This window comes from Blastococcus brunescens, from assembly GCF_035320885.1.
Classification (GTDB): domain Bacteria; phylum Actinomycetota; class Actinomycetes; order Mycobacteriales; family Geodermatophilaceae; genus Blastococcus_B; species Blastococcus_B brunescens.
Genome location: NZ_CP141261.1, coordinates 1,771,489 through 1,790,946, shown reverse-complemented (window position 1 = coordinate 1,790,946; position 19,458 = coordinate 1,771,489). Strand labels below are relative to the sequence as shown.

Here is a 19,458-nt window from a genome sequence, read left to right as displayed (position 1 = left end):
GAGGTGCCGGTGAAGTACTCCTCGACGAGGTCCTGCGAGAGCCCGACGGCCTCGAAGATCTGCGCCATCGTGTACGAGCCGACGGTGCTGATGCCCATCTTGCTCATGACCTTGAGGACGCCCTTGCCGAGCGCCTTCACCATGTTGCGCACCGCCTGCGCGGGCTCCACCCCGGTGAGCGCGCCGTCACGGATGAGGTCCTCGATCGACTCGAAGGCCAGGTAGGGGTTGACCGCGGCCGCCCCGTAGCCGAGCAGCAGGGCGACGTGGTGGACCTCGCGGCAGTCGCCGGACTCGACGACGAGGCCGACCTCCATGCGGGTCTTCTCCCGCACCAGGTGGTGGTGGACGGCGGCGGTCATGAGCAGCGACGGGATGGGCGCGCGCTTCTCGTCGCAGTCGCGGTCGGACAGCACGATGATCCGGGCGCCGGCCGAGATCGCCTTGCCGACCTTGGTCCGCAGCTGCTCGATCGCCTCGGCGAGCGCCGCTCCCCACCGTTGACGTCGAAGTGGCCGGTGATCCGGACGGCGGCGTAGCCGGGCAGGTCGCCGTCGTCGTCGATGTGCAGGATCTTGGCCAGCTCGTCGTTGTCGATGACCGGGAACGGGACGGTCACCTGGCGGCAGGAGGCAGGGGTGGCCTGCAGCAGGTTCTGCTCCGGCCCGAAGGTCCGCCCGAGGCTGGTCACCAGCTCCTCGCGGATGGCGTCCAGCGGCGGGTTGGTCACCTGCGCGAACAGCTGGCCGAAGTAGTCGTACAGCAGCCGCGAACGGTCCGAGAGCGCCGCCACGGGGGTGTCGGTGCCCATGGACCCGATGGGCTCGGCGCCGGAGGCGGCCATCGGGGTCACCAGGATGCGGAGCTCCTCCTCGGTGTAGCCGAAGAGCATCTGCCGGCGGACGACGGACTCGTGGCTGGGCCGCGACCGGCGGCGCTCGGGCAGCTGCGGCAGGTGCACCAGGCCGGCGTGCAGCCAGTCCTCGTAGGGGTGCTCGGCGGCCAGCGCACCCTTGACCTCCTCGTCGGAGACGATCTTCCCCGACGCGGTGTCGACCAGGAACATGCGGCCGGGCTGCAGCCGGCCCTTGGCGACGACGTCGGCCTGCGGGATGTCGAGCACGCCGACCTCGCTGGCGAGCACGACGACGTCGTCCTTGGTCCGCCACCAGCGGCCGGGACGCAGACCGTTGCGGTCGAGGACGGCGCCGATGAGCGTGCCGTCGGTGAAGCAGACCGCGGCCGGCCCGTCCCACGGCTCCATGATCGAGGAGTGGAACCGGTAGAAGGCCCGGCGGGCCGGGTCCATCTCGTCGTGGTTCTCCCACGCTTCCGGGATCATCATCAGGACGGCGTGCGGCAGCGAGCGGCCGGACAGGTGCAGCAGTTCGAGCACCTCGTCGAAGGTGGCCGAGTCGCTGAAGTCGCTGGCCGTGACCGGGAAGATCCGCTCCAGGCCGAGTTCGGATGCCGGGCCGGCCGGACCGTCGAAGAGCTGGGTGTCGAGCTTGGCCTCGCGGGCCCGCATGCGGTTGCGGTTGCCCTTGATCGTGTTGATCTCGCCGTTGTGCGCGATGAAGCGGAAGGGTGGGCCAGCGGCCAGCTCGGGAAGGTGTTGGTCGAGAACCGGCTGTGCACCAGGGCGATCGCCGACTCGTAGCGCTCGTCGCGCAGGTCGGGGAAGAACAGCGGCAGCTGGTCGGTGGTCAGCATGCCCTTGTAGGTGATCGTGCGCGAGGAGAGCGACGCGATGTAGAGCGAGCTGCCGGCGTCGACCGCCGCCCGCTCGGCGCGCTTGCGCAGCACGAAGGAGCGCCGCTCCAGCCGGGTGACGCCGTTGCACTCCACGTTCCCGCCGAAGGCTGCGGCGTCGGCCCGGCCGGCCATCGTCTCGGCGACGAACAGCTGGCGGAAGGTCGGCATGACCGCGAGGGCGGTCGGGCCGAGGTCGGCACCGTCCGGGTCGATCGGCACCTCGCGCCAGCCGAGGACGGTGAGCCCCTCCTCCTCGGCGAGCCGCGCGACGTCCTCGACGCGGGCGGCCCGCTCCGCCTCGTCGGCCGGGAGGAAGGCGATGCCGACGGAGTACTCCCCATCGGCGGCAGGTCGAAGTCGACGCTGGCGCGCAGCAGCGCGTCCGGGACCTGGGTGAGGATGCCCGCGCCGTCCCCGGAGTTGGGTTCCGACCCGGCCGCGCCGCGGTGGTCCAGGTTGTGCAGCGCCGTGAGGCCCTGGGCGACGATGGCGCGGGACCGGCGTCCCCGGGCGTCGGCCACGAAGGCGACGCCGCAGGCGTCCGTGTCGTTCGCCGGGTCGTAGAGACCGGTCTTCGCCGGGACGGCGGAGAAGGGCACGCCGGTAGCGGCGGGGGCGGTGAGGTCGGGCATGTCACTCCCGTCGTCGGCGGCCGCCCGCGTCCTCGGGGGAGGTCGCGGGCGGGGGCACGGGGCCCGGGCCGGTGGTCAAGGGGCCGGAAACTGGGGGCCTGCAAGTGGAGGGGCTGCATCTGGAGGGGCTGCATCTGGAGGGGCGAGGCGGGCGGCACTGCGGAGGCCTGCAGCCGGGACCATCGACCCCGCCTGCGGCAGCTGGAGCCCCTCGGGTGGTGGCCGACGGGCTGTCGTCCGCGGGGCGACGCTGGCCCGGTCCGACGGTGCGACCCGGCCAGGATCGCCGGCGGGTCTCAGCGAAGGGTACACAGCCGTAACACGTGCCTCAGCCGTGTAAACCCCGTGGCGCGGCGCGTCGGCAGGATCGCTGCGCTGGTTGGCCGATCGAGCCTCCCGCGGACCGGTCGGCAGAGCCCCCGGGACCGGTGATCATCCTCACCGAGGGACTTCTCACCGGTGCCGGCCGGCAGCCTCCGGTCGATCACGATCCGAGAAGCACCGTCGTCCCGGGCGCCGCTACGTTCGACGCCCTGACCAGGACGGATCGACCGGAGGAAGGACGATGAGCCCAGCGAAGGCCGGCGGCACGAAGAGGCCGATCGAGTCCTCGGCGGACGGGTTCTCCGCGGAGGAGCGGGCGGCCATGAAGGAGTGCGCCGCCGAACTGACGGCGGCGGGGCGCCGCTCGGGCAAGGCGGCCGCCGAGGAGGCGGACCTGCTGGCGAGGATCGCGGTGATGCCCTCCCCGGACGGCGCACTCGCCGAGCGCAGCCACACGATCGTGACGGACGCGGCTCCCGACCTGGCACCGAAGCTCTGGTACGGGCAGCCGGCCTGGGCCCGGAACGGGAAGGTGGCGTGCTTCTACCGCAGCGGGCAGGCCGACAAGACCCGCTACTCGGTCTTCGGCTTCGACGAGGAGGCCGCCCTCGACGAGGACGGCGGCATGTGGCCGACGTCCTGGGCCGTGACCGGGCTGGACGACGCCGGCGAGGCGTTGATCCGCAGGCTCGTGAGGAGGGCGGTGAGCTGACACCGTGAGCTGAGGCCGTGCGGTCAGGCAGCTCGTCGTCAGCTCGGCTCGGCAGGGCGGTGGTCGTCCTCGCGGACGGGACCGGGATCGGTCGCCGGCTCCTCGGCCCGGTCGCTGTCGGGCGTGCCGTTCCCGTCTCCACGGGTGATCACCTCTCGCGGCTTCCCGCGCTGCCACACGAAGTAGGCCAGCGCCAGCAGGCCGACGACGATCGAGGTGAACACGTTGAGCCGTACCCCGAAGAAGGTCTCGGCCGGATCGGTCCGCAGCAGCTCGATCCACAGCCGTCCCGCGCAGTAGGACATGACGTACAGCGCGAACGCCCGCCCGTGCCCGAGCCGGAACCGCCGGTCGGCCCAGATGACGAAGGCCGCGGCCGCCAGGTTCCACAGCAGCTCGTAGAGGAACGTCGGGTGGAAGGTGCCGAGCAGCAGCGGCTCCCCGCGGCGTCGAGGACCGCCCGTCCGCCGTCCCACTCGTAGATCTCCAGCGCCCACGGCAGGTCGGTCGGCCCGCCGTAGAGCTCGTTGTTGAACCAGTTGCCGAGCCGGCCGATCGCCTGCGCGACCAGCAGACCCGGTGCGAGGGCGTCGGCGAACGCGGGCAGGGGGATCCCGCGGCGGCGGCACGCGATCCAGGCACCCACGCCGCCGAATGCGATGGCGCCCCAGATCCCGAGCCCGCCCTCCCAGATGGCGAACGCCCGCATGGGGTCGCCGCCCTCGCCGAAGTAGGCGCGGGGACTGGAGATCACGTGGTAGATCCGGCCGCCGATGATGCCGAACGGCACCGCCCAGACGGCGATGTCCAGGACGTCGCCCGACGCTCCCCGCGGGCCACCCACCGCTTCTCGGTGAGCAGCACGGCCGCGACGATGCCGGCGACGATGCACAGCGCGTAGGCCCGCAGCGGCAACGGCCCCAGCTCCCACACGCCCTGGGTCGGGCTGGGGATCGCCGCGAGGCTGTCGACGACGCTCATGCCCGCACCCCTTCGCCAGGTCCTCCGACAGGGCGCGGACGCCGTCGGCGCCGCGTCCCTCCAGCATCTCGCGGACGTAGGCCGAGCCGACGATCACGCCGTCGGCGAAGGCGGCCACCTCGGCGGCCTGGCTGCCGTTGGAGACGCCGAGCCCGACGCACACCGCCAGTCCGGGAGCCGCCGCGCGGGTCCGGGCCACGAGCGCCTCGGCCGCGTCGCCGACGGTCGCCCGGGTGCCGGTGACGCCCATGGTCGAGGCCGCGTAGACGAAGCCCCGGCAGGCTGCCGTGGTGGAGCGCAGCCGGGCGTCGGTGGACGAGGGCGCCACGAGGAAGACCCTGTCGAGGCCGTGTGCCTCCGATGCGGTCAGCCACTCGGCCGCCTCGTCGGGGATCAGGTCGGGGGTGATCGCGCCCGCTCCCCGGCCGCGGCCAGATCCGCGGCGAACCGCTCGACGCCGTAGCGCTCGACGGGGTTCCAGTAGCTCATGACCACCGGCACGGCGCCGGCGCCGGCGACGGCGGACACCGCCCGCAACACGTCGCGCATGCCGACGCCGGCTCGGACGGCGACGTCCACCGCTTCCTGGATGACCGGCCCGTCGATGCCCGGATCGCTGTACGGGACACCGATCTCGATCGCGTCGGCGCCGCCCTCGACGGCGGCGACCATGGCGGCGATCGAGGCGTCCACGTCGGGATAGCCGACCGGGAGGTAGGCGATCAGCGCGGCGCGGTCCTCGGCCTTGGCCGCGGCGATGCGGTCGGCCAGTTGACTGCCTCGACTCCGGACTCGCTCCGCTCCTCGCTCCACAGCACCGGTCGCCTCCGCGGTCGCTCCGCTCCTCGCTCGCTGGCGCTCGCTGCGATGCTCACTCCCTGTCGGCTCCGTGCCGCTCGCTGCGATGCTCACTCCCCGTCTTTCTCGGAAGCGCTCACAGCTCCTCCCCGCGTCGGGGCCGGCGACTGCCTCGTCGCTGCTCACGGCGCCTTCCGTCGGGTTCTGCTCGGTGTCCAGCCCCGGGCCGGGGTCGACCTCCTCGCGGTCGCCCAGGCCGAACCACCGGGAGGCCGTCTCCACGTCCTTGTCGCCGCGGCCGGAGAGGTTCACCAGCAGCAGGGTGTCCGGGCCCAGCTCCTGGCCCAGCTTCATCGCCCCGGCCAGGGCGTGCGACGACTCGATGGCCGGGATGATGCCCTCGGTCCGGCAGAGCAGCGCGAAGGCCTCCATCGCCTCGGCGTCGGTGACCGCCCGGTACTCGGCGCGGCCGATGTCGTGCAGGTAGGAGTGCTCCGGTCCGACCCCGGGATAGTCCAGCCCCGCGCTGATCGAGTGCGACTCGATGGTCTGCCCGTTGTCGTCCTGCAGCAGGTAGGACCGTGCGCCGTGCAGCACGCCCGGCGTCCCGCCGGTGATGGTGGCCGCGTGCCTGCCGGTGTCCACGCCGTCGCCGCCGGCCTCCAGCCCCACGAGCCGCACGCCCTCGTCGGGGACGAACGCGGTGAAGATGCCGATCGCGTTGGACCCGCCGCCCACGCAGGCGAGGACCGCGTCGGGCAGCCGTCCCTCCCGCTCGAGCAGCTGCGCACGCGCCTCGTCGCCGATCACCTGCTGGAAGTCCCGCACCATGGCGGGGAACGGGTGCGGACCGGCCACCGTGCCGAAGACGTAGTTCGTCGTCTCGACGTTGGTCACCCAGTCGCGGAACGCCTCGTTGATCGCGTCCTTGAGGGTGCGGGAGCCGGTGGTCACCGGGATGACCTCGGCTCCGAGCAGGCGCATGCGGGCGACGTTGAGCGCCTGGCGGCGGGTGTCCTCCTCGCCCATGTACACCGTGCAGGACAGGCCCATGAGCGCGGCCGCGGTCGCGGTGGCGACGCCGTGCTGACCGGCACCGGTCTCGGCGATGACCCGGGTCTTCCCGATCCGCTTCGTCAGCAGCGCCTGGCCGAGCACATTGTTGATCTTGTGCGAGCCGGTGTGGTTCAGGTCCTCGCGCTTGAGCAGGACGCGGGCCCCGCCGCAGTGCCCGGCGAACTTCGGGACCTCGGTGATCGGGCTGGGCCGGCCGGTGTAGTCCCGCTGCAGGAGGTGGAACTCCTCGAGGAACGCGGGGTCGACGCGCATGGCCTCGTAGGCCTCGGTCAGCTCGTCGAGCGCGGCGATGAGCGCCTCGGGCACGAACCGCCCGCCGAAGACGCCGAAGTGGCCGGTCTCGTCGGGCCAGCCCGGGCGCGCCGGCAGGAGACGTTCCCCGGGCTGCGCAGGTGGGCTGGTCGTCGTCATGCGCCAAGTGTCCCGCGTGACAGCAGGACGGCGGCGCAGGGGGTCCGACGTCGGGGTGGCGGGCGGGCTAGCGGGTGGTCCGGGGCGTCGCGGGGTGGGACCCCGCCGTGACCAGGTCGGCGACCGCCTGGCGGGCATCGCCGGCGGTGACCAGCCCTCCCCGACCAGGACGGCGTCGGCACCCGCCGCCGCGTAGCCGATCAGGTCGTGCGGGCCGCGCACCCCGGACTCGGCGACCTTCACCACGCCGGAAGGCAGGCCGGGCGCGATCTTCTCGAAGGTGGAGCGGTCGACCTCGAGCGTGGTGAGGTCGCGGGCGTTGACGCCGATGACCGAGGCACCCGCCTCCATCGCGCGGTCGGCCTCGGCCTCGGTGTGCACCTCGACCAGCGCCGTCATCCCCAGCGACTCGACCCGCTCGAGCAGGCCCAGGAGCGCGTTCTGCTCGAGCGCGGCCACGATCAGCAGGACGACGTCGGCCCCGTGGGCCCGGGCCTCGTGCACCTGGTAGCTGGTGACCACGAAGTCCTTGCAGAGGACCGGCACGTCGACCACGGCCCGGACGGCGTCGAGATCGGCCTGCGAGCCGCCGAAGCGCCGCCGCTCGGTGAGCACGCTGATGACCCGGCGCCGCCGGCGGCGTACTGGGCGGCGAGCTGCGCGGGGTCGGGGATGTCGGCGAGGTCGCCCTTGGAGGGCTGCGCCGCTTCACCTCGGCGATCACGCCGACGCCGGGTGCGCGCAGGGCGGCCAGCGCGTCGAGGGCGGGGCGGGCATCCAGCGCGGCCGCCTTGACCTCCGCGAGCGGCGTGTCCGCCTCGCGGGCGGCGAGGTCCTCGCGGACGCCGGCGACGATCTCGTCGAGCACGTTCACGGCCGCGGCCCTGCCGATACCGCTGCGCGCCTGCTCACGCGGTCCTCCGGATGTCGCACCAGAAACGTCCCCTCACCGGGTGGATGGGTGACAGCCACTCTAGAGGCGGCGGCCGACCGCCCCGGCCGGGGGAGGGGGTAACGGCCTGCCCAGGTTCCGCTACGCGGTCGGGTCCTCCCCGCGGTCCAGTGCCTTCCAGGTCTCCTGCGCCCGGTCCTCGTCGGTGACCGGGCGGGTGGGGGCGGCCTGCTGCGGTGCCCGCTCGTACCGCCGTCCCATCCCGGGCCAGCCGCGTCCGCGCAGCACGACGACGAGTCCGGCCACGACCGCCACGACCCCGGCCACGGCGGCCAGGACCGGCCAGGCGGCGGACACGTTGACAGTCGCGTCCCCGGTGACCAGTCCCCCGGTCAGCGCGCGGATCCCCGACCACCCCAGGACGCCGCCCGCGACCGCCATGAGCAGTCCGACCACGACCCGGCTGGCCGACCGGACGGCCAACAGGGCCACGGCCGCCGCGAGCAGGACCAACCCGGCGGCGGGCACGAGCGGCGCGGCGTCGGCACCGGAGACCAGCTCGACGACGGGAGGCAGGGGTTGCCGTCGCACCACCGTCGTCTCCGCCCACGGCTGACCACCGGCCACCAGGGCCAGGGCGCCGGCGAGGGCGGATCCGCCGACAGCGGCGGCGAGCTCGCGCCGCGCCGACGTGGCCATCGTGCTCACCGGCTCGCTGCCGCGGGGCGCTCCGCTCCTCGCTCGGATGCCCAGGCGATGCTCACGCCCCTGTCCGCTCACGGGAGCTCCCGCAGCCCCTCGGCCGTGGCGATCGCGGAGAGCACCGCGCGGGCCTTGTGGCGGGTCTCCGCCTCCTCCGTGGCGGCGTCGCTGTCGGCGACGACGCCCGCGCCAGCCTGCACGTAGGCGCGTCCCTGGTGCAGCACGGCGGTGCGGATGGCGATCGCCATGTCCATGTCCCCGCCGGCATCGACGTAGCCGACGGTGCCGGCGTACAGCGCCCGCCGGGTGGGCTCCAGCGACTCGATGATCTCCATCGCCCGGGGCTTCGGCGCCCCGGAGACGGTGCCGGCCGGGAAGGTGGCGTCGAAGACGTCCAGGGCGTCGTGCTCCGGGGCGACCGTGCCGGTCACCGTGGACACCAGGTGCATGACGTGGCTGTACTGCTCCACCCGCATGAAGTCGGGCACCTCGACGGTGCCCGGCAGGCACACCCGGCCCAGGTCGTTGCGCGCCAGGTCGACCAGCATCACGTGCTCGGCCCGCTCCTTGGGGTCGGCCAGCAGCCCCTCGGCCAGCCGGACGTCCTCCTCGGGCGTCGCCCCGCGCGGGCGGGTGCCGGCCGGCGGGTGGACGACCGCCGCGTTCCCCGTGACCGTGACGAGTGCCTCCGGCGAGGAGCCGACGACGTCGAACGGCGACTCGCGGCCGGCGAAGCGGAGCAGGTACATGTACGGCGAGGGGTTGGTCGCCCGCAGCACCCGGTAGAGATCCAGCGCGTCGACGTCGGTGGTCAGCTCGAACCGCTGGGCCAGGACGACCTGGAAGGCGTCGCCGGCCCGGATGTGCTCCCGGATCCGCTCCACGCCGTCCTCGTAGGCGCCCGGGGCCAGATTGCTCGTCACCGGTGGCGGGTCGGCGCGCTCGAGCACCGCCACCCCGGGCGGCGAGGCCTTCGTCAGGTCGGCGGCCATGGCGTCCAGCCGCGCGACGGCGTCCTCGTACCCGCTCTGCCCCGCTGCTCCCCGTACGCGCCCCGCAGGGCGTTCGCGATCAGCAGGATCGAGCCGTCGGTGTGGTCGAGCACGGCGAGGTCGGTCACCAGCATCATCGCCAGCTCGGGCATGCCGAGGTCGTCGGCACTGGTGCGCGGCAGCCGCTCGAGCCGGCGGACGACGTCGTAGCCGAGGTAGCCGACCAGCCCGCCGGTGAGCGGGGGCAGGTCGCTCCCGCGCGGCGAGCGGAACCGGCGCGCCAGCGTGCGGACGGCGGCGAGCGGGTCGGCCGGCAGGTCGTCGGTCAGCCCCGGGACGTCGTCCCCGAGCCACTGGGTGACGCCGTCGCGCTCGGTCAGGACGCCGGCGCTGCGGACCCCCACGAAGCTGTACCGCGCCCAGCGCTTGCCCTGCTCGGCCGACTCCAGGAGCACCGTGCCCGCCCGGTTGCCGGCGAGCTTGCGGTAGACGCCGACGGCGGTCTCGCTGTCGGCCAGCAGCTTGCGGGTGACCGGCACGACCGCCTGGTCGAGCGCGGCGCACTCCTCGGCCGACGGGCTGGTGACGCCGAACCTCATCGCTGCCCTCCCCGGCCGGGCTGCCCTCGACCGCCGGGATCGACCGGAAGAAGCAGCTGCGCTCGCCGGTGTGGCAGGCGGCGCCCTCCTGGTCGACCAGCACGAGCAGCGCGTCGCCGTCGCAGTCCACGCGGACCTCCCGCACCCACTGACGGTTGCCCGAGGTCTCGCCCTTGACCCAGTACTCCCCGCGGCTGCGCGACCAGTACGTGGCCCGACCGGTGGTCAGCGTCCGGCGGAGGGCCTCCTCGTCCATCCAGGCGAGCATGAGCACCTCGCGGCTGTCGTGCTGCTGGACGACGGCGGCGACCAGCCCGGCCGGGTCGCGACGCAGCAGCGCGGCGACCTCGGGATCGAGCGCAGGTTCGGCGAGGGGACGTCGGACATGCCGTCCAGTCTGCCGTGCGCGGCGCGCGCCCCGCGACGCGGCCCGGCCGGTCAGCCCTGCGGGGTGGCGCCGAACCAGCGCCGCCCCGGGCCGAACAGCAGCATGCCGAGCCCGACGAGCGGGCCGGCGGCGAAGAACAGCGAGAACGCCGCGATCGTGCCGTCGGTCTCCACGCCGCCGATCAACGACTGCAGCCGGGTGCCCCAGTAGAGGGCCAGGACGACCTGGACGGCGAGCGCGCCCACCAGCAGCAGCCACGCGCCCCGGCGGTCGGAGTTCAGTGCCCACACGCCGGACGCGACGAGCGCCACCGCGGACAGCAGCTGGATCACCGCCAGCGTGACTCCCTCGTCGGCCAGCGCGTTCACCACGGTCGGCGAGTACGGGGCGCCCGCCTCGGCCACCGCCGCGTCCGCGATCGAGGCGAAGAACCACAGGTACAGCGAGGCGATCACGACGACGAGCGACTGCGCGAACGCCAGCACGGCGGCGGTGATGACCTGCCCCGGCCGCTGCGGGCGCCGCGGCGGGAGCGGGTAGCCGTAAGGGGCGGGTGGCCCCACTGCTGACCCCAGGGCTGGCCCGGATACCCGTACGCCGGCGGCGCGGCGTAGGGCGCGACCGTCGGCGGCGGGCCGGCGTAGGGCTGCCCGGGGACGGTGGGGGTCGCAGGATCGGCCCACGGGCTCTGCCCGGGTGGGCCCCAGCCGCCGGTCACAGCGCGGCCGCCGCCGCCCGGCCGGCTGTCCGTCCGGAGAAGATGCAGCCGCCGAGGAAGGTGCCCTCCAGGGACCGGTAGCCGTGCATCCCCCGCCTCCGAAGCCGGCGACCTCACCGGCCGCGTACAGGCCGGGGAAGACCTCGCCGCCCGGGCGCAGCACCCGGGCCGACAGGTCTGTCTCCAGGCCGCCGAGGGTCTTGCGGGTGATGATGCTGAGGCGCACCGCGATCAGCGGACCGGCAGCGGGGTCGAGGATCCGGTGCGGCTGCGCGACCCGGATGAGCTTGTCGCCCAGATAGTTGCGCGCCGCCCGCATCGCGTTGATCTGCATGTCCTTGCCGAACTCGTGGGCGATCTCGCGGTCGCGGCAGACGATCTCCCGCTCGATCTGGCCCAGGTCCAGCTCCGGTGTGCCCCCGGTGATCCGGTTCATCCCGGCGACCAGCTCGGGCAGCGTGTCGGCCACGACGAAGTCCTCGCCCTTGTCGAGGAAGGCCTGGACGGGTGCCGCCATGCCGGCCTTGACGCGGGTGGCCAGCAGGCGGACGTCCTTGCCGGTGAGGTCGGGGTTCTGCTCGGACCCCGAGAGCCCGAACTCCTTCTCCACGATCTTCTGGGTGGCGATGAACCAGGTGTGCTCGTAGCCCGTCGTCCCGATGTGGGCGAGCGTGCCCAGCGTGTCGAAGCCGGGGAACAGCGGCACCGGCAGGCGCTTGCCCGTCGCGTCGAACCACAGGGACGAGGGTCCCGGCAGGATGCGGATGCCGTGATTCGCCCAGACCGGCGAGTGGTTGGCGATGCCTTCGGTGTAGTGCCACATGCGGTCGCCGTTGACCACGCTGGCGCCCGCGGCCTCGGTTGCCTGGAGCATCCGGCCGTCCACGTGCGCGGGCACGCCGGAGAGCATCCGCTCGGGTGCGGGGCCGAGCCGGGCGGGCCAGTTCTTGCGGACCAGGTCGTGGTTGCCGCCGATCCCGCCAGCCGTGACGACGACGGCCTGCGCGCCGATCTCGAAGTCGCCGGTCTCGGTGCGCGAGCTCGCCTCACCACGGCCGACCGAGCTGGGCTCGAGCACGGCTCCGCGGACACCGGTGACCGCGCCGCCGGTGACGACGAGCCCGTCAACCCGGTGCCGGAAGCGCAGCTCCACCCGGCCGTCCTCGACGGCGGCGCGCACCCGCCGGGCGAACGCCTCGACGATGGCGGGGCCGGTACCCCAGACGATGTGGAAGCGCGGCACCGAGTTGCCGGGTCCGGAGGCGTTGTACCCGCCTCGCTCGGCCCAGCCGACGACCGGGAAGAAGCCGATGCCCTGCTCCTTGAGCCAGGACCGCTTCTCCCCGCGGCGAACTGCAGGTAGGCCTCGGCCCACTGCCGGGGCCAGTGGTCGGAGTCGCGGTCGAAGCCCGCGGTGCCGAACCAGTCCTGGCGGGCCAGCTCCAGGGAGTCGTGCACCCGGAGCCGGCGCTGCTCGGGGAGTCGACGAGGAACAGCCCCCGAAGCTCCAGAAGGCCTGCCCGCCGAGGGACGCCTCGGGTTCCTGGTCCAGCAGGATCACCCGCTTGCCGGCGTCGGCCAGCTCCGCGGTGGCGACCAGGCCGGCGAGGCCCGCTCCCACGACGACTGCGTCTGCTTCGGTGCGGCCCGTCTCGTTGCTCGTCACGACAGCGACGCTAGCGTTCCCGGGCCCCGTCGCGCCGTCCCCCGGGTGGACGACGCGCGGTGGTCCAGTCGCGGACCGGCCTGCGCAGCGCGAAAACCAGGCAGACGCCGGGGCCGACGAGCAGCAGCAGGGTCGACCACACCTCCCGGGTCCCGCCGATCGCGGCGACGATCGCGGCCAGGGGTCGTTCGGCCGGCGGCGCGCCGGTCGCGCGAGGAGCCTGCCGGGGTGAGCGCCGCGTCGTCGTGCGGCTGCGCGAGGCGGACGACGGCATGCCCCGAGCCCAGGAGGCGGCGCGGTCGGCCACGGGTGCCGCTGAACTCGTCGCCGGCCTCGCACCGCGACCGCCGTCCTCGTGGTGCAGCACGAGGTCGGCGACCGGTAGGTGAGAACGGCGAGTTCAGCCGGTCCGCCGCAGGCCCCTGGCTCGCGGCGTGGCGGTGAACCGCCGCACCGCGGGGCCAGGGACGGCGAGCAGCTCCCGCAGACGCAGCTCTGCGCGGGGCCAGCCGGACCAGACGTCGGGGTCCGCGAATCGGACGACGCGGATGTCCAGCGCCCGCAGCTCGTCCTCACGTCGCTTCTCCTCCCACAGCACTCGCTCGGGAGTGCGCCCGCGCCACGGGTCGGCGTGCTCGGCCCTTCCGTCGAACTCGACCGCGATGGCGGCCTCGTCGAACCAGGCATCGACCACGCCGACGAGACGCCCCCGGCGCGAACCTCCACCTGGAGCTCGGGTACCGGGAATCCCGCGCCCACGATGCGCAGCCGGCCGCAGGTCTCCAACGGCGACTCGGCTCGTCCGTTCGGCGTGGGCGGCGGTCGATGTCGTAGCGGCGTCCCGCCGACTCGGCGGCCGCCAGGGCCGCTGCGTCGATGAGCACGCCTCGTCGCAGCCGCACCCAGGAGCCGGATCGGCAGAGGGCGCGGATCTCTGACGCGCCGTAGCCGACACCGACGGCGTCTGCGGTCGTGACGAGCCCGAGGCGTCTGTCGAAACGGCGCGCAGTGTGGGATGCATGCGCCGATGCTGCGGTCGGCGGTCCCGCGTGGGGACAGGTCAATGGCCTCTGTGGACAGCGCGGCGAGGTGTGGACGGCCGGCCTCGCCGAGTGGTCGCCGTCCTCGTGTTGCCGCGTGGGGACGGCGACCCGACGGTGAGGACGGCGCCTCGGCGTCAGCGCGCGGCCGGCGATCCCCGTCGGGCAGCCACCCAGGAGCGGACACGGGGCAGCGCGGCGAGCACCGTGGTGAGCAGGGGCATGAGGACGACGAACACCCCGAAGAAGCCGGCGCCCCAGCCCCGCTCGCGTACCCGTAGAGCAGCAGGGCGGTGAGGACGCCGGCCACGACGGCCAGCGTCGACCACGACCGTCCGGTCAGGAGGCGCACCGCACCGACGAGCAGGCCGAGCACCAGGAGGACCGGCACGGCGATCAGCAGCCAGGCGTTGCCCTCGAACTGCCCTCCGGAGAAGGCGAAGGCCGCGAGGGCGAAGATGGCCGGGGCGAACGCGCTGATCAGCCCCAGCACGGCCGCGGCGATGGCGGGGACGGGCGGCGTCCGGCTGACGGATGCGGAGGTCGGCTGCACGGGCGGAGCGTAGGGCGTCAGCCGGCCCGCGTGGGACTGCCGCTCGAGGAACGGCGCCACGAGGCGTGCAGCCGGGCGTAGGGGCCGTCGGCGTCGACCAGCTCGGCATGGGTCCCGCGCTGGACGACGTGGCCGGCGTCGACGACGAGCACCTCGTCGGCCCGCTCGGCCGTGGAGAGCCGGTGCGCGATGGTGAGCGTGGTTCGCCCGTCGGTCAGCCGGTCCAGCGCCCGGGTGAGCCGCTGCTCGGTGGCCGGGTCGACGGCGCTGGTCGCCTCGTCGAGCACCAGCAGGTCGGGGTCGGCCACGTAGGCCCGCGCCACCGCCACCAGCTGCCGCTCCCCGACGAGAGCGACTCCCCCGCTGGCCCACGGGGGTGCGCACGCCGTCGGCCAGGCCCGCGAGCCAGGGGCCGAGCTCGAGCTCGTCGAGGGCGGCCGCCACCTCGTCGTCGCTCATGCCGGGGCGGCCGTAGCGCACGTTGTCGGCCACGGTCGCGTCGAAGAGGAAGCCGTCCTGCGGCACCATCACGACCCGCTCGCGCAGCGAGGAGAAGGCCACCTCGTCCAGCGGCACCCAGCCGGCCGCGTCCGACCCGAGCAGGACCCGCCCCGGGCGGGGTCCATCAGGCGGGTGACCAGCTTCGCGAACGTCGTCTTGCCCGAGCCGGTCTCCCCACGATCGCCACGCGCCGTCGCGGGTCGATGGTGAGCGAGACGTCCTCGAGGGCCAGGCGGGCGCCGGGCGCGTAGCGGAAGGAGACGGCGTCGAACCGGACGCCCAGCGGCCCACCCGGGAGCGCGCGCACGCGGTCGGGATCGGCGACGGCCGGGTCGCGGACGTCGGCCTCGGTGTCGATGACGTCCAGGACGCGGCGGAAGCCGGCGACGGCGTTCTGCGCCTCGTTGAGGACCTCGCTGGCGGTCTGCACCGGCGCCACGAACAGCGTGACCAGGAAGAGGAAGGCGACCAGCGTGCCGGCGGAGATCTCGCCGGCCAGCCCGAGCAGCACCCCGACGACGACCACGGCGGCGTTGGCCAGGGCGGCCACGAACTCCCCGCTGACGAACACCGCGGCGGTGACCTTCTGCGCGTCGACCTGGGCCCGGTACTGCCGGTCGATCGCGGTGTCGAGGCGCGCCGCCGTCCGGGAGCCGACGCCGTAGGCGCGCACGGTCGAGGCGCCGACGACGGACTCGGCCACGGCGCCCAGGACGTCGCCGACCCGTTCCCGCACGATGCCGTACGCGGTCGCGAGCCGCTGGGCGAACCACCGGACCGCGATCGCGAGCGGGACGAAGCACACCAGGACCAGCAGGGTGAGCTGCCACGAGTAGATCGCCATGACCACGGTGGCCACCACGAGCTGGCCGAGGCTGACCAGGCCGAGCACGCCGCCCCACTGCATGAACGTGGAGAGCTGGTCGACGTCGCTGGTGACCCGGGAGACCAGGGAGCCGCGGCGCTCGCCCTGCTGGTGCAGCACCGACAGGTCGTGCACGTGCCGGAAGGCGCGGACCCGCAGCCCGGCCAGGGCGGTCTCGGTGGTGCGGAACAGGCGGACGTTCATCCGGTAGACGGCGACGGCGGTGATCAGCACGACGACCGCGCAGAGCACCACCAGCCGCGTGATCAGGCCCAGGTCGGGGTCGCCGGCGGCCAGGCCGCGGTCGATGACCTGCTGGACGGCGATCGGCACGACGACGCGACCGGCGGTGGCGACCAGCGCCAGGGCGAAGGTGATCGGCAGGCCGCGCCGGAACTCCGGCATCATCCGCAGGCCGCGGCGCAGGGTGGCCATCGCGCCCTCGCGCCGCTGGTCGGCGGCCAGGAGGGGCGAATCGGTCGAGGACGTGCTCACGCCGGCACCTCCGTCTGGGAGTAGGCGCGGACCAGGGCGGCGTAGCCCGGCACCTCGTGGAGCAGCTGCTCGTGGGTGCCGCGCGCGAGCACCTGGCCCTGCTCGAGCCAGACGACCTCGTCGGCGAGGGAGATCGTCGCCTGCCGGTAGGCGATCACCACGACCGTGGCCGGCTCGTCGCTGTCGCCCTCCTCACCACCGCGGAGCGCGTCGAGGATACGGGCCTCGACCGACGGGTCGACGGCGCTCGTCGCGTCGTCCAGCACGAGCAGGCGGGGCCGGCGGACCACTGCCCGGGCCAGAGCGAGCCGCTGCCGTTGCCCGCCGGACAGCGTCGCGCCGCGCTCGCCGACCCGGGTGTCGAGGCCCTCGGGCAGCGCGTCGACGAAGTCCTCGGCTGCGGCCACGCGCAGGGCCGCGCGGACGTCGTCGTCGGTGAACGCCTCCCGAGGGTGATGTTGCCGCGCACCGTGTCGTCGAACAGGAACGTGCCCTGGGCAACGAACGCGGCCTGGCCGCTCACCTCGCCCTCCCGCAGCCGGCGCACGTCCACGCCGTCCAGGACGACCGTGCCGTCGGTCGGGTCGACCAGCCGGACCAGCAGCCCGGCGAGGGTCGACTTGCCGGAACCGGTCGGGCCGACGACGGCGACCGTGGTGCCGGCCCGGACGTCGAACGTGACCCCGCGCAGGGTCGGCGCGGACGCGTCGGCGAAGGAGAAGTCGACCCGGTCCACGCCCACGACCGCACCGCCGGGGGCGGCGGCCGCGGCGTCCGGCCCGTACGGCGTCTCGCCGGTGGCCTCCAGCACCGGGGTGACCCGGTCGAAGCCGGCCAGGGCGCGCGGCAGGTCGGCCAGCACCCAGCCGATGGCGCGGATGGGCAGCGCCAGCAGGGAACAGGTAGGCGATGGAGACCAGGCTGCCGGCGTCGGTGCTGCCGTCGGCCACCCGCCCGGCGCCGATGAGCAGGACGGCCAGCGTGCCCAGGTTGGGCAGGGCCTCCATCAGCGGGTCGAACAGGCCGCGGACCCGCCCGACGGCGACCAGCCCGTCGCGCAGCTCCTCGGCGCGGGCCCCGAAGCGTGCGGTCTCCGACGCCTCGCGGCCCAGGGTCTTGACCACGAGCGCCGCGTCGAAGCTCTCGTGGGCGATCTCGCTGACCTCGCCGCGCAGCTGCTGGGCCCGCTGCATGCGCGGGCTCATCACCTGCGAGTAGACGACGTTGACGACGAACACCAGGGGAAAGACGACCAGGCCCACCAGCGCGATCAGCGGATCGGTGAGGAAGAGGGCGACGACGGTGATCACCATCATCACCAGCGCCCCGACGGCGAACGGCAGCGGCGCGACGAAGAACCACGCGGCCTCGACGTCGGAGTTGGCGTTGGACAGCAGCTGCCCGGTCGGGTGCCGCTGGTGCCAGGACAGCGGCAGACGCAGGTACTGCCGGGTGACCCGGCGCCGGTAGTCGGCCTGCAGCCGGTAGCTCATGATCCCGGCGAACAGCCGGCGGCCGAGGATGCCGACGATCTTGAGCAGCGCCACCCCGATGATCGCGGCCGCGGCCAGCGAGAGCGCGGCGGCGGTGGTGACGCCGTCGGCGAAGGAGGGCAGCAGCACGCGGTCGGTGATCTCGCCGATGACGTAGGCGCTGGCGACGGTCATCGCGCCGTAGATGCTGCTGGCGAGGACGGCGAGGGCGAACATGCCCGGCTGCTCGACGATCGCCCGACGCACGTGACGGAGGCCGCGCCGGACGACGGGGTCTCGGCGGCGGGCCACTGTTCTCCTCGAGGTCGTTCCGTGCGGATGCTTAGTAACGCTGACCGCCTGGCGTTGAGCGCCGCGACCGGTTTCCCGGTGCGGCCTTCCCGGTAACTTCCCTTGGTGACCGACTCTTCCCGATCCTTCGCCGACACCGAGCGCGCCCATCTGGCGGACCTGCTGGAGGAGCTCGGCCCGGACGCACCGACCTGTTGCGCGGGCTGGACCACGGCCCACCTCGCCGCCCACCTGGTCACCCGGGACCGCCGCCCCGACGCGATGCCCGGCTTCGGCCTGGAGATGCTGCCCGGCGCGGAGAGACTGGGCGCCTGGTCCCACCGGGTCGAGGACCGGCTGCGCACCTCCACCGCATTCCCCGAGGTGGTGAGCCGTCTCCGCGAGGGGCCTCCCGCCTGGTCCCCGATGGGCTGGGGTCCGCTCGCCCGGGTGCTGAACACGGCCGAGTTCGCCATCCACCACGAGGACGTCCGCCGGGCGCAGCCCGACTGGCGACCGCGCGCCCTCTCCCCTCCCAGCAGGACGGCCTGTGGAACCCGGCCACGCTGTACGCCCGGCGCTCCGCCGGCCGCCGCGGTGTCGTCCTGCGCCGCAGCGACGCGACCGGGGTGCAGAAGCGGATCGGGAAGGGCGAGCGGACCGTCACCGGCGAGCCGCTGGAGCTGCTCCTGTGGGCGTCGGGCCGCCGCGACGTCGCCCGGGTCCAGGTCGGCTAACCCTGTTCCCCGCGATCATGAAATCGGCGGGGCGACACGCTCGAGGGAACCGGGGTGTCGCCACCGGGACGTCATGATCGTCGCCGAGGCGGGTCAACCCAGCGGGGTGTCCGCCTCGTGGCGGACGGGCACGCCGGCCGCGGCGAGGGCGTCCTTGACCTCACCGACCCGCAGCACACCGAAGTGGAAGACGCTCGCGGCCAGGACCGCGTCGGCGCCGGCCTCGACGGCAGGCGGGAAGTGCTCGGCGGCGCCCGCTCCCCGCTGGCGATCAGCGGCACGCGCACCTCGCGGCGGACCTGGCGGATGAGTTCGGTGTCGAAGCCCGTGCGGGTGCCGTCGGCGTCCATGGAGTTGAGCAGGATCTCCCCGCGCCCAGCTCGGCGGCGCGGATGCACCACTCGACGGCGTCCTGGCCGGTCCCCGGCGGCCGCCGTGGGTGGTGATCTCGAAGCCGGACTGCGTCTGCGCGTCGTCCTGGCAGCGGCGGGCGTCCAGCGACAGGACCAGCACCTGGTTGCCGAACCGGTCGGCGATCTCGGCGATGAGCTCGGGCCGGGCGACGGCCGCGGTGTTGACGGCGACCTTGTCGGCTCCGGCGCGCAGCAGCCGGTTCACGTCCTCCGGGCTGCGCACCCCGCCCCGACGGTCAAGGGGATGAAGACGCTCTCCGCAGTCCGGCTCACGACGTCGTAGGTGGTCGCGCGGTCGCCGGAGCTGGCGGTGATGTCGAGGAAGGTCAGCTCGTCGGCGCCCTCGGCGTCGTACACGCGGGCCATCTCCACCGGGTCGCCGGCATCGCGCAGGTCGACGAAGTTGACGCCCTTCACCACCCGGCCCGCGTCGACGTCCAGGCA

14 protein-coding genes and 10 pseudogenes are annotated in these 19,458 nt (G+C 73.9%); 3 read left to right on the top strand and 21 right to left on the bottom strand.

All coding sequences use genetic code 11. From position 1 onward, the window contains the following. Positions 1 to 95: 95 nt before the first annotated feature. The 3 genes and pseudogenes from U6N30_RS32965 to U6N30_RS11910 form a co-directional block, all read right to left on the bottom strand. Positions 96 to 440 (bottom strand): annotated as a pseudogene (locus U6N30_RS32965) (glutamate synthase central domain-containing protein); the annotation flags it as partial. After that, complete coding sequence (locus U6N30_RS11915) at positions 359 to 844, bottom strand: glutamate synthase central domain-containing protein (protein ID WP_324278264.1); 486 nt, start codon at positions 842 to 844, stop codon at positions 359 to 361. The gene U6N30_RS11915 and the pseudogene U6N30_RS32965, both read right to left, overlap by 82 nt. Positions 845 to 1,036: 192 nt before the next feature. Beyond that, positions 1,037 to 2,387: pseudogene (locus tag U6N30_RS11910) on the bottom strand (glutamate synthase subunit alpha); the annotation flags it as partial. 565 nt (positions 2,388 to 2,952) lie between these two features. On the opposite strand from U6N30_RS11910, the gene U6N30_RS11905 reads away from it, so the two are divergent. Continuing rightward, positions 2,953 to 3,423, top strand: coding sequence for a hypothetical protein (locus U6N30_RS11905; RefSeq protein WP_324277454.1), 471 nt, complete (start codon positions 2,953 to 2,955; stop codon positions 3,421 to 3,423). Between the two features lie 233 nt (positions 3,424 to 3,656). Here the strand turns inward: U6N30_RS11905 and U6N30_RS11900 are convergent. The 11 genes and pseudogenes from U6N30_RS11900 to U6N30_RS33805 all read right to left on the bottom strand — a co-directional run. Next, a pseudogene (locus U6N30_RS11900) lies at positions 3,657 to 3,899 on the bottom strand (prolipoprotein diacylglyceryl transferase family protein); the annotation flags it as partial. A gap of 68 nt (positions 3,900 to 3,967) precedes the next feature. Further along, positions 3,968 to 4,774, bottom strand: a pseudogene (locus tag U6N30_RS11895) (prolipoprotein diacylglyceryl transferase family protein); the annotation flags it as partial. A 23-nt stretch (positions 4,775 to 4,797) separates the two neighbouring features. Continuing rightward, the gene (gene trpB / locus U6N30_RS35410; RefSeq protein WP_479690595.1) at positions 4,798 to 7,305 is read right to left on the bottom strand and encodes a tryptophan synthase subunit beta; all 2,508 of its coding nucleotides are present in this window, start codon (positions 7,303 to 7,305) and stop codon (positions 4,798 to 4,800) included. Positions 7,306 to 7,723: 418 nt separating this feature from the next. Next, complete coding sequence (locus U6N30_RS11875) at positions 7,724 to 8,281, bottom strand: Trp biosynthesis-associated membrane protein (protein WP_324278262.1); 558 nt, start codon at positions 8,279 to 8,281, stop codon at positions 7,724 to 7,726. Between the two features lie 77 nt (positions 8,282 to 8,358). After that, a complete protein-coding gene (locus U6N30_RS11870) occupies positions 8,359 to 9,276 on the bottom strand; it encodes an anthranilate synthase component I family protein (RefSeq protein WP_324278261.1) in 918 nt (305 codons plus the stop codon). Then, a complete protein-coding gene (locus U6N30_RS11865; RefSeq protein ID WP_324277453.1) occupies positions 9,261 to 9,875 on the bottom strand; it encodes a hypothetical protein in 615 nt (204 codons plus the stop codon). Before U6N30_RS11865 ends, U6N30_RS11870 begins: the two co-directional genes overlap by 16 nt. A 91-nt stretch (positions 9,876 to 9,966) precedes the next feature. Then, positions 9,967 to 10,188 (bottom strand): annotated as a pseudogene (gene hisI / locus U6N30_RS11860) (phosphoribosyl-AMP cyclohydrolase); the annotation flags it as partial. A 125-nt stretch (positions 10,189 to 10,313) separates the two neighbouring features. Next, positions 10,314 to 12,647 (bottom strand): FAD-binding dehydrogenase, encoded by a 2,334-nt coding sequence (locus tag U6N30_RS11855; RefSeq protein ID WP_324277452.1) that lies wholly within the window; start codon positions 12,645 to 12,647, stop codon positions 10,314 to 10,316. A gap of 10 nt (positions 12,648 to 12,657) precedes the next feature. Continuing rightward, complete coding sequence (locus tag U6N30_RS11850; RefSeq protein ID WP_324277451.1) at positions 12,658 to 13,014, bottom strand: hypothetical protein; 357 nt, start codon at positions 13,012 to 13,014, stop codon at positions 12,658 to 12,660. Between the two features lie 33 nt (positions 13,015 to 13,047). After that, positions 13,048 to 13,341, bottom strand: coding sequence for a hypothetical protein (locus U6N30_RS11845; RefSeq protein WP_324277450.1), 294 nt, complete (start codon positions 13,339 to 13,341; stop codon positions 13,048 to 13,050). A 241-nt stretch (positions 13,342 to 13,582) separates the two neighbouring features. Beyond that, a pseudogene (locus U6N30_RS33805) lies at positions 13,583 to 13,711 on the bottom strand (hypothetical protein); the annotation flags it as partial. A gap of 269 nt (positions 13,712 to 13,980) precedes the next feature. Here U6N30_RS33805 and U6N30_RS11840 point away from each other — a divergent pair. Then, positions 13,981 to 14,253, top strand: a complete 273-nt coding sequence (locus U6N30_RS11840; RefSeq protein ID WP_324277449.1) for a hypothetical protein — start codon at positions 13,981 to 13,983, stop codon at positions 14,251 to 14,253. Positions 14,254 to 14,257: 4 nt separating this feature from the next. Here the strand turns inward: U6N30_RS11840 and U6N30_RS11835 are convergent, their stop codons facing one another. The 5 genes and pseudogenes from U6N30_RS11835 to U6N30_RS11815 form a co-directional block, all read right to left on the bottom strand. Further along, positions 14,258 to 14,569: a hypothetical protein gene (locus tag U6N30_RS11835; RefSeq protein ID WP_324277448.1), complete on the bottom strand. Its 312-nt coding sequence runs from the start codon at positions 14,567 to 14,569 to the stop codon at positions 14,258 to 14,260. 296 nt (positions 14,570 to 14,865) lie between these two features. Next, a complete protein-coding gene (locus U6N30_RS11830) occupies positions 14,866 to 16,101 on the bottom strand; it encodes an ABC transporter ATP-binding protein (RefSeq protein ID WP_324277447.1) in 1,236 nt (411 codons plus the stop codon). Beyond that, a complete protein-coding gene (locus tag U6N30_RS11825) occupies positions 16,098 to 16,508 on the bottom strand; it encodes an ATP-binding cassette domain-containing protein (RefSeq protein ID WP_324278260.1) in 411 nt (136 codons plus the stop codon). The genes U6N30_RS11830 and U6N30_RS11825 overlap by 4 nt, the downstream gene beginning before the upstream one ends. An 83-nt stretch (positions 16,509 to 16,591) precedes the next feature. Further along, positions 16,592 to 16,837, bottom strand: a pseudogene (locus tag U6N30_RS11820) (ATP-binding cassette domain-containing protein); the annotation flags it as partial. 172 nt (positions 16,838 to 17,009) lie between these two features. Further along, positions 17,010 to 17,810, bottom strand: a pseudogene (locus U6N30_RS11815) (ABC transporter transmembrane domain-containing protein); the annotation flags it as partial. A 180-nt stretch (positions 17,811 to 17,990) separates the two neighbouring features. Between U6N30_RS11815 and U6N30_RS11810 the strand changes: the two are divergent. Then, positions 17,991 to 18,371 (top strand): annotated as a pseudogene (locus U6N30_RS11810) (maleylpyruvate isomerase family mycothiol-dependent enzyme); the annotation flags it as partial. A 301-nt stretch (positions 18,372 to 18,672) separates the two neighbouring features. Here U6N30_RS11810 and U6N30_RS35405 read toward each other — a convergent pair. Together U6N30_RS35405 and U6N30_RS35400 are read right to left on the bottom strand one after the other, a co-directional pair. Further along, positions 18,673 to 18,951 carry a HisA/HisF-related TIM barrel protein gene (locus U6N30_RS35405; protein ID WP_324278259.1) on the bottom strand — a complete coding sequence of 93 codons (279 nt, stop codon included), beginning with the start codon at positions 18,949 to 18,951 and terminating at the stop codon, positions 18,673 to 18,675. 133 nt (positions 18,952 to 19,084) lie between these two features. After that, a pseudogene (locus U6N30_RS35400) lies at positions 19,085 to 19,410 on the bottom strand (HisA/HisF-related TIM barrel protein); the annotation flags it as partial. Positions 19,411 to 19,458: the final 48 nt, after the last annotated feature.

Coding starts and splice junctions, on each gene's coding strand:
- U6N30_RS11905 (WP_324277454.1), top strand. CDS start 2,953: ATGAGCCCAGCGAAGGCCGGCGGCACGAAGAGGCCGATCGAGTCCTCG.
- U6N30_RS11875 (WP_324278262.1), bottom strand. CDS start 8,281: ATGGCCACGTCGGCGCGGCGCGAGCTCGCCGCCGCTGTCGGCGGATCC.
- U6N30_RS35405 (WP_324278259.1), bottom strand. CDS start 18,951: ATGGACGCCGACGGCACCCGCACGGGCTTCGACACCGAACTCATCCGC.
- U6N30_RS11870 (WP_324278261.1), bottom strand. CDS start 9,276: ATGGCCGCCGACCTGACGAAGGCCTCGCCGCCCGGGGTGGCGGTGCTC.
- U6N30_RS11865 (WP_324277453.1), bottom strand. CDS start 9,875: ATGAGGTTCGGCGTCACCAGCCCGTCGGCCGAGGAGTGCGCCGCGCTC.
- U6N30_RS11915 (WP_324278264.1), bottom strand. CDS start 844: ATGGCCGCCTCCGGCGCCGAGCCCATCGGGTCCATGGGCACCGACACC.